This window comes from Paracoccus sp. P2 (assembly GCF_046335115.1).
Taxonomy (GTDB): domain Bacteria; phylum Pseudomonadota; class Alphaproteobacteria; order Rhodobacterales; family Rhodobacteraceae; genus Paracoccus; species Paracoccus pantotrophus.
Window position 1 is genome coordinate 1 of sequence record NZ_JBGOSN010000087.1, and the last position, 7,306, is coordinate 7,306.

At 68.3% G+C, this 7,306-nt stretch carries 11 protein-coding genes; 6 read left to right on the plus strand and 5 right to left on the minus strand.

The features are described 5' to 3' along the window. The first annotated feature begins 105 nt into the window (after positions 1 to 105). Together ACDP63_RS23720 and ACDP63_RS23725 are read left to right on the plus strand one after the other, a co-directional pair. Positions 106 to 420, plus strand: a complete 315-nt coding sequence (locus ACDP63_RS23720) for a YjbH domain-containing protein (RefSeq protein WP_409928755.1) — start codon at positions 106 to 108, stop codon at positions 418 to 420. Further along, complete coding sequence (locus ACDP63_RS23725) at positions 417 to 1,082, plus strand: YjbF family lipoprotein (RefSeq protein ID WP_024844439.1); 666 nt, start codon at positions 417 to 419, stop codon at positions 1,080 to 1,082. Before ACDP63_RS23720 ends, ACDP63_RS23725 begins: the two co-directional genes overlap by 4 nt. Positions 1,083 to 1,238: 156 nt before the next feature. Here ACDP63_RS23725 and ACDP63_RS23730 read toward each other — a convergent pair whose 3' ends face one another. From ACDP63_RS23730 to ACDP63_RS23745, 4 genes are all read right to left on the minus strand, one after another. Continuing rightward, positions 1,239 to 1,442 carry a hypothetical protein gene (locus ACDP63_RS23730; RefSeq protein WP_024844438.1) on the minus strand — a complete coding sequence of 68 codons (204 nt, stop codon included), beginning with the start codon at positions 1,440 to 1,442 and terminating at the stop codon, positions 1,239 to 1,241. 214 nt (positions 1,443 to 1,656) lie between these two features. Next, entirely contained in the window at positions 1,657 to 2,439 is a 783-nt protein-coding gene (locus ACDP63_RS23735; protein ID WP_024844437.1) for an iron chelate uptake ABC transporter family permease subunit, read from the minus strand. A 6-nt stretch (positions 2,440 to 2,445) separates the two neighbouring features. After that, positions 2,446 to 3,210 carry a metal ABC transporter ATP-binding protein gene (locus ACDP63_RS23740; protein WP_024844436.1) on the minus strand — a complete coding sequence of 255 codons (765 nt, stop codon included), beginning with the start codon at positions 3,208 to 3,210 and terminating at the stop codon, positions 2,446 to 2,448. Next, the gene (locus tag ACDP63_RS23745) at positions 3,207 to 3,701 is read right to left on the minus strand and encodes a Fur family transcriptional regulator (protein ID WP_024844435.1); all 495 of its coding nucleotides are present in this window, start codon (positions 3,699 to 3,701) and stop codon (positions 3,207 to 3,209) included. The genes ACDP63_RS23740 and ACDP63_RS23745 overlap by 4 nt, the downstream gene beginning before the upstream one ends. A gap of 80 nt (positions 3,702 to 3,781) precedes the next feature. On the opposite strand from ACDP63_RS23745, the gene ACDP63_RS23750 reads away from it, so the two are divergent. Together ACDP63_RS23750 and hemP are read left to right on the plus strand one after the other, a co-directional pair. Then, positions 3,782 to 4,723, plus strand: coding sequence for a zinc ABC transporter substrate-binding protein (locus ACDP63_RS23750; RefSeq protein WP_051419874.1), 942 nt, complete (start codon positions 3,782 to 3,784; stop codon positions 4,721 to 4,723). 175 nt (positions 4,724 to 4,898) lie between these two features. Continuing rightward, complete coding sequence (gene hemP / locus ACDP63_RS23755) at positions 4,899 to 5,075, plus strand: hemin uptake protein HemP (protein ID WP_010394206.1); 177 nt, start codon at positions 4,899 to 4,901, stop codon at positions 5,073 to 5,075. 113 nt (positions 5,076 to 5,188) lie between these two features. Here the strand turns inward: hemP and ACDP63_RS23760 are convergent, their stop codons facing one another. Next, positions 5,189 to 6,553, minus strand: coding sequence for a pseudouridine synthase (locus ACDP63_RS23760; RefSeq protein WP_409928754.1), 1,365 nt, complete (start codon positions 6,551 to 6,553; stop codon positions 5,189 to 5,191). Between the two features lie 108 nt (positions 6,554 to 6,661). Here ACDP63_RS23760 and ACDP63_RS23765 point away from each other — a divergent pair, with 108 nt between their 5' ends. Together ACDP63_RS23765 and ACDP63_RS23770 are read left to right on the plus strand one after the other, a co-directional pair. Then, positions 6,662 to 7,111 carry a nucleoside deaminase gene (locus ACDP63_RS23765; protein WP_024844432.1) on the plus strand — a complete coding sequence of 150 codons (450 nt, stop codon included), beginning with the start codon at positions 6,662 to 6,664 and terminating at the stop codon, positions 7,109 to 7,111. Between the two features lie 96 nt (positions 7,112 to 7,207). Further along, positions 7,208 to 7,306, plus strand: a 99-nt coding sequence (locus tag ACDP63_RS23770; RefSeq protein ID WP_220180859.1) for a biotin carboxylase N-terminal domain-containing protein, incomplete at its 3' end; no start/stop codon positions are given.

The following is a 7,306-nucleotide window of genomic DNA, read 5'->3' on the forward strand; positions in this document are numbered from 1 at the left end:
CACATCTCGCCCCTCGGATGGGCGCACATCTTACTCACAGGGGAGTACAGGTGGCCGAAAAGAGCTTAGCGTAGGATTTAGCACCGTCCGGCAGCAGACCCCTACCTGGCCGGCGACAAGGGCGCGACCTTCACCCTGACCCGCGAATTCGCCAATGGCTGGCGCATCGGCGCCTTCGCCACCAAGACCGACCTGAGCGACGAGGAATTCGGCGAAGGCTCGTTCGACAAGGGCATCACCATCTCGCTGCCGATTTCCTGGGCCGCGGGCACGCCGACGCGGGATCGCGCAAGCAGCACGCTGCGGTCGCTGTCGCGTGACGGCGGGGCGCGGGTGAACGTGGACGGGCGGCTCTACGACAAGGTCCGGGACGCGCAATCCGTCAAACTTTACCAAGGCTGGGGGAGGTTCTGGCGATGATCGCGACCCGTATCCACAAGGCCGCCCTTTCGGCGCTGCTGATCGCCGGCCTGGCCGCCTGCGGCAACGACGATACCGGCCGGGAGGCCAACCCGCTGCTGATTGCCGCCAAGACGGCCGGCAGCACCTTGGCCGGAATGCGCGGCGGCGAGGCGCAGGAGGCCCCGGCCCCGCGCACGCCCGAGCAGATGGCCGCCGAGGCGCTGCGGGTCAACCCGGCGCCGCTGATCCTGGTGGGCTTCGAATCGCTCGGCCGGACGCAGGTCATGGCGATGACCGGCCAGAACGGCGCCATGCGCACCTATATGGCGCCCTCGAAAGAGGCGCTGATCCTGCGCGACGGTATGGTGATCGGCACGCGGGGGCTGGGCAACGACCTGTCCGTCGCCGAGCCGCAGACCGAGGCGCTGATCCGCGCCGGCCGCTCGGGCTCGGCCCCGCGCGTCATGCGCTATTACAGCGGCGACGGGCTGGAGAGGCCGCTGAGCTTTAACTGCACCACCGGGCCGGGACCGGCGGCGGGCGTGATCCTGGAAAGCTGCGAGGGCCACGGGGCACGTTTCCAGAACAGCTTCATGCCGCAGGGCGGGCATCTGCCGGTGTCGCGGCAATGGCTCGGACCGCGGCTGGGCTATATCACCATCCAGGTGCTGCGCCCCTGACGGGCCCGCGAGAGACGACATGAAAACCGGCCCCGCGCGGCCGGTTTTTTCATGCCTCCGGCCGGGCGGCGAACGGCAAGGCGTCGGACATGAAAAAAGGGCTGACCAATGGCCAGCCCCTCTGAAACTTCGCGGAACCGAGGTTCCGTTCAGCGATCAGCTGTCGTCGTCATCCGAGGCGATGGCGGCGATGACGCCCAGCAGCAGCAGAGCCGGAACGACGAGGCCAGCGTTGGTCGAAGCGGGCTTCTCGTCAACGACAACCGGCTCGACTTCAACGACCGGGGCAACATAGCCACCGGCGAGAGCGGTCGAAGCCGACAGGCCCAGGGCCAGGGCGAAGGTAGCGAATTTGGTCATGATCATGCTCCGTTCAGTACTTTGACGGCTGCCGTTTCCGGCAACATCGCTGAGACAGTCGCATAATCCCAAGGACTTGGAAAGCGGTCTTGATCGGGAAATCACGCGCGCCTCGGGCGACTGTTGCATAATAGCCAACACCTCTTGCGCTCGGCGAGATGCCGCCGCCGGATCGGCGGAAACTCGCGGGTTCCCGCCTGCGCGCAAGCCTGGATCATTTCCTGCAAACCACCAATGTTGCTGCATAAATCAGCGCCGAACAGGCCACGATCGAGGGGCCCGCGGGCGTGTCGAACCAAAGGCTTGCCCAAAGTCCGCCAAGGACCGAAACCGCGCCGATCAGGGTGGCGGAACCCGCCATCCGCTCGGGCGTTGCAGAGAATCCCCGCGCCGCCGCTGCCGGCACGATCAGCATGGCCGAGATCAGCAGCGCCCCCACGATCCGAATCGCGATGGCCACCACCAGCGCCAGCGCAAGCGACAGGATCAGCCGCTCGCGCGCCGGATCGATTCCCGCTGCCATGGCCAGTTCCTCGTTCACCGAAGCCGTCACCAGCCGCTGCCAGCGCCAGATCAGCAACCCCAGGACCGCCGCCGCGCCGGCCCAGATCCAGGCCAGGTCGGTCCGGGTCACGGCCAGAATGTCGCCGAACAGGAACGCGTCCAGCCCCACCCGCAGCGAGGGCACGAAGCTGACCCCCACCAGCCCCAGCGCCAGCGCGCTATGGGCCATGACGCCCAGCACCGTGTCCATGGACTGCCCGCGCGCGGTAAGCTGCGCCACGATCAGCGCCATGGCCACCGCCACCGCCAGCGTGCCCAGATAGATCGGCAGCGAGAAGACGAAGCTCAGCGCCACGCCCAGGATCGCCGCATGGGCGGTCGAATCGCCGAAATAGGCCATGCGGCGCCAGACCACGAAGGAACCCAGCGCCCCCGTCGCCAGCACAAGGCCAAGCCCCGCCAGCACGGCTCGGGTCAGGAAATCGTCAAGCATGGGGCCTCAATGCGTATGGGCGCAGGCCGGGCCGTGGTGATGGCCCTCTGCGACATGGTCGTGGTCGTGGTCGTGGTGATGCTGGTAAAGCGCCAGCGTGCCCTGCGATTCGGCGCCGAACATGGCGCGATAGGCGGGGGCGGCGCTGACCGCCTGCGGCGTGCCCTCGCAGCAGACATGGCCGTTGAGGCACACCACCCGGTCCGAGGCGCGCATGACCACCAGAAGATCGTGGCTGACCATCAGCACGGCGGCGCCGGTCTCGGCCCTGACCTCCTCGATCAGCTTGTAGAAGGCGACGATGCCGGGCTGGTCCAGGCCCTGCGTCGGCTCGTCCAGCACCAGAAGCTGCGGGTCGCTGAGCAGGGCGCGGGCCAGCAGCACGCGCTGGAACTGCCCGCCCGAGAGCGCGGTGATCTGCCGCCGCTCCAGCCCCGGCACGCCGGTCCGTTCCAGCGCCGCGGCGGCCTGCGCATCGCCCACCCGGCGCGGCAGCGACAGGAAGCGGCGCACGGTCATCGGCATCGCCCGCTCGATATGCACGCGCTGCGGCACATAGCCGATGCGCAGCCCCGGCGCCCGCTCGACCCGGCCCGAGGCCAGCGAGACATGACCCAGAAGCGCCCGCACCAGCGTCGATTTCCCCGAGCCGTTCGGCCCCACCACGGTGACGATCTCGCCGGGGCGGATCAGGAAATCGACATGGTTCAGCACCGGCAGGTCGCCGCCATGGCTGACCGACAGGTCGGTGGCATGGATCAGCGCCGTCACAGGCCGGCCTCGGTGCAGCGCGCGCAAAGGCCCAGCAGCTCGACGGTGCTGCGCTCGATGCGAAAGCCCGAGGCCCCGGCCAGCCGGTCCAGCGCCGCGCGCAGATCGGGTGCATCGGCCTCGGCCACCTGCTCGCAGCCGCGGCAGATCAGGAAGGCGGGCGAATGGTCGCGCTCGGCCGAAAGGCAGGCGGCATAGGCGTTCAGCCGCTGGACACGATGGGCCAGCCCCTGCTCGACCAGGAAATCCAACGCCCGATAGGCCACGGGGGGCTGCTTGCCGAAGCCTTCGGCCGACAGCCGCTCCAGCACCTCATAGGCGCCCATGGCGCGATGCGATTCCAGCAGGATCTCCAGTGCGCGCCGGCGCACCGGGGTCAGGCGCACGCCCTCGACCCTTGCCTGTTCCTCGGCGCGGCGCAGCACCGCTGCCGCGCAATGGGCATGGTCGTGTTCGTGGAACGGGTCGGGGGGGGAGTCCGGGCTGGCCATGATGTTATATCGTTACATTTCCACTTGACGAGTTACGATATAACATAAATAACCTTGGCGTTTCCGCAAGTGAGTCCGCCATGATCCGATATTCTTCCCTGCTTCTTGCCGCCACCTTGGGCAGCACCGCCCTGCCCGCCTGGGCCGAGGTGCCGCGTGTCGTGACCGACATCCCGGTCGTCGGCGCCCTGGTGCAGCAGGTCATGGGCGAGTTGGGCCAGCCCGAGATCCTGCTGCAATCCGGCGGCGATCCGCATGACTATCAGCTGCGCCCCAGCCAGGCGCGCGGCCTACAGGATGCCGGCCTGCTGGTCTGGGTCGGCCCGGAACTGACCCCCTGGCTGGAACGCGCAACCACGAGCCTTGCCCCGCAGGGCGAGATGCTGACCCTGTTGGACCTGCCCGCCACGCAACGCCGGGACTATGCCGGCGGCGCGCATGACCATGACCACGATCACGGCCACGCCGAGGAACATGGGCATGAAGGCCATGATCACAGCGGCACCGATCCCCATGCCTGGCTGGACCCGGCGAACGGGCAAGCCTGGCTGGCCGCCATCGCCGAAACCCTGTCCCGCCGCGACCCCGACAATGCCGCCGTCTATGCCGCCAATGCCGCGAAGGCGACCGAGCAGATCGCCGCGCTGGACGAGGAACTGAAGGCCATGCTGGCCCCCGTCCAGGGCAAGCGTTTCATCGTCTTCCATGATGCCTATGGCTATTTCACCGGGCATTACGGGCTGGAGCCGACCATCGCGGTCAGCCTGGGCGATGCCTCGGCGCCTTCGGCCGCGCGGCTCCAGGCGATTCGCGGCGAGATCGCCGAAAAGGGCGCGGTCTGTGCCTTTCCCGAGGCGAATCACGATCCGAAACTGATCGCCGCGGTGATCGAAGGCAGCGACGTTCGCCAAGGTGCCGCGCTCGACCCGGAAGGTGCCGGCGCGCGCCCCGGCGCCGGGCTTTACGTCGAGATCCTGCGCGACATGGCCTCGGCGCTGGCCGATTGCCTGGGAGCAGACTGATCTGTCAAAACCAGCGCCGCATCCAGGGGCGACGGAGAGGCGGGCCTGAAATGGCCCGCTTTTCTCTTTTTAAATCAGGCTATTGCGCCATGAACAATTCCCGACTATTTTCCTTTGACATCTCTTAGAAAATTTGTCAGGTTACACTCACCGCGACAGAAACGAGGAACTGGACATGACCGCGACCCGCCCCGCCGAATTCACGCGTCCCGGCGTGACCGCCCTGCAACGACTTCCCGAATATGACGCTGAACTGCTGACTGCCGGCGGCAATCAGGCGCTGATCGTGCTGGGCGACCAGGTGTACAACCTGCGCATCACCCGCGCCGGCAAGCTGATCCTGACCAAGTAAGCCGCAGGCGAGGGACCGGCCCCGCAGGCGGGCCTTTCCTCCGCATTGCGCGATGCAGCGGGGCCGCGATCATCCCGGCGTTCCGCGATGTCGCATCATCCGCGCCGGCGCGATCAGCCGCGCCGCGGGCCTTTTCCCTCTGGCCGCGCTCCCTTTCCGGGGGCGCGACTGGTTTTTGGGGCGCCGGGTTTGGTGCCGGATTTTGCGCCGGGCTTGCCGGGCTGGAAGCCGCGGGCAGGCTTGCCCTGGCCCTTGGGCTTGAAGCCTGCCTCGCCGCGCGGCTTGAAGCCGCGCTCGCCCTCGGCGGCTTTCGCGCCGCCCTTGAAACCGGGCTGACCGCCGCGCGGACCCTTGCCGAAAGGCTTGGTATCGCGCGCGGGCTTGCCTTCGCCCTCCGGGCGGCGCGCAAAGGGCCTGCGCTCGCCATCCTCACGCCGGGCGAAAGGCTTGCGTTCCCCATCCTCGCGGCGCGCAAAGGGCTTGCGCTCGCCATCCTCGCGTGGCTTGCGCGGACGGGCGTCGCCCTCGGCCCGCTTGGCAAAGGGCCTGCGCTCGCCATCCTCACGACGGGCAAATGGCTTGCGCTCGCCATCCTCGCGGCGCGCAAAGGGCCTGCGCTCGCCGTCCTCGCGCGGCTTGCGCGGGCGGGCATCGCCCTCAGCCGCGCCGCGCTCGCGGAAGCTGCGCGGCTTGTCCTCGGCCTCGCCGGTCAGAAGCCCGCCCAGTTGGTCGCGCAGCACCTTGCGCTTGACCTCGCGCACCTCGTTCTCCTCCAGCCCGGTCAGCTTGAACGGGCCATAGCCGATGCGGATCAGCCGGTTCACGATCAGCCCGACATGGGCCATGGCGCGGCGGATCTCACGATTGCGGCCCTCGCGGATGCCGACGGTCAGCCAGGCATTGGCGCCCTGCTGGCTGTCCAGGCTGATCTCCATCGGCGCGAATTCCTCGCCATCGATGGTGACGCCGCGGCGCAGCGGCGCGAAGGTCAGGTCGTTGGGCTGGCCGTTCACCCGCACGCGATAGCGCCGCAGCCAGCCGGTGGTCGGCAGTTCCAGCCGGCGCTTCAGCTCGCCGTCATTGGTCAGAAGCAGCAGCCCCTCGGAGTTCAGGTCGAGCCGGCCCACGGTCATCACCCGCGGCAGGTCGCGCGGCAGGGCGTCGAACACCGTCTGCCGCCCCTTTTCGTCCGAGGCCGAGGTCACGAGACCGACCGGTTTGTAGTAAAGCCACAGCCGCGTCTCCTGCGGCTCGTCAAGCGGCTTGCCATCGACACGGATCCTGTCCGAGGGCGTCACGTCCAGCGCCGGGCTGTCGATCTTTTGCCCGTTCACCGTCACGCGGCCCTCCAGGATCATCCGCTCGGCCTCGCGGCGCGAGGCGGCGCCGGCACGCGCCATCACCTTTGCGATGCGCTCTGGCTTGGCGGCAGGCTTAGCGGCGGCGGGTTTCGGGGCGGTTTCGGGCGTGTCGGTCATGGCGATCTCCTGCGCATCTCTGCGGTGGCAAAGCGGTGCTTTTACGCTTAACGCCGCAGGATGGAAAGCAGTTCTTGCGCAAGGGGCACGCGCAGGCGAAAAGCGCGCATGGATTTTGCCTCGCACATGCCCGCCGCACTGGAGGAAGCCCGCGCCGCCGCCCGGCGCGGCGAGGTGCCGGTGGGCGCGGTGCTGATCGGCGCCGACGGGCAGGTGCTGGCCCAGGCCGGCAACCGCACGCGCGAGATGCGCGACCCGACCGCCCATGCCGAGATCCTGGCGATCCGCGCTGCCTGCGCCGCCCTGGGCTCGGAACGCCTGCCCGGCGCGCGGCTCTGGGTGACGCTGGAACCCTGCCCGATGTGCGCCGCCGCCATTTCGGCCGCCCGGATCGCGGTACTGTATTACGGGGCCGAGGATCCGCGCATGGGCGGCGTGCATCATGGCGCACGGGTCTTCGACCATCCACAATGTCACCACCGGCCCGAGATCGTGGACGGCATTTCGGCAGAAGAATCGCGCCGGCTGCTGCAAGAATTCTTTCGCGAACGCCGCTGAGATGAGAAAACCCGCGTCACGAAAGCGTCGCGAAGGGTGCTTGCGCTGCACCGCAGCATGGATAGGATGCCCGCCGGGCGAACAAGGGGGGACTGCATGTTCCGTAAGATTCTGGTAGCGAACCGTGGCGAGATTGCGATCCGCGTGATGCGGGCTGCGAACGAGCTGGGCAAGAAGACGGTCGCGGTCTATGCC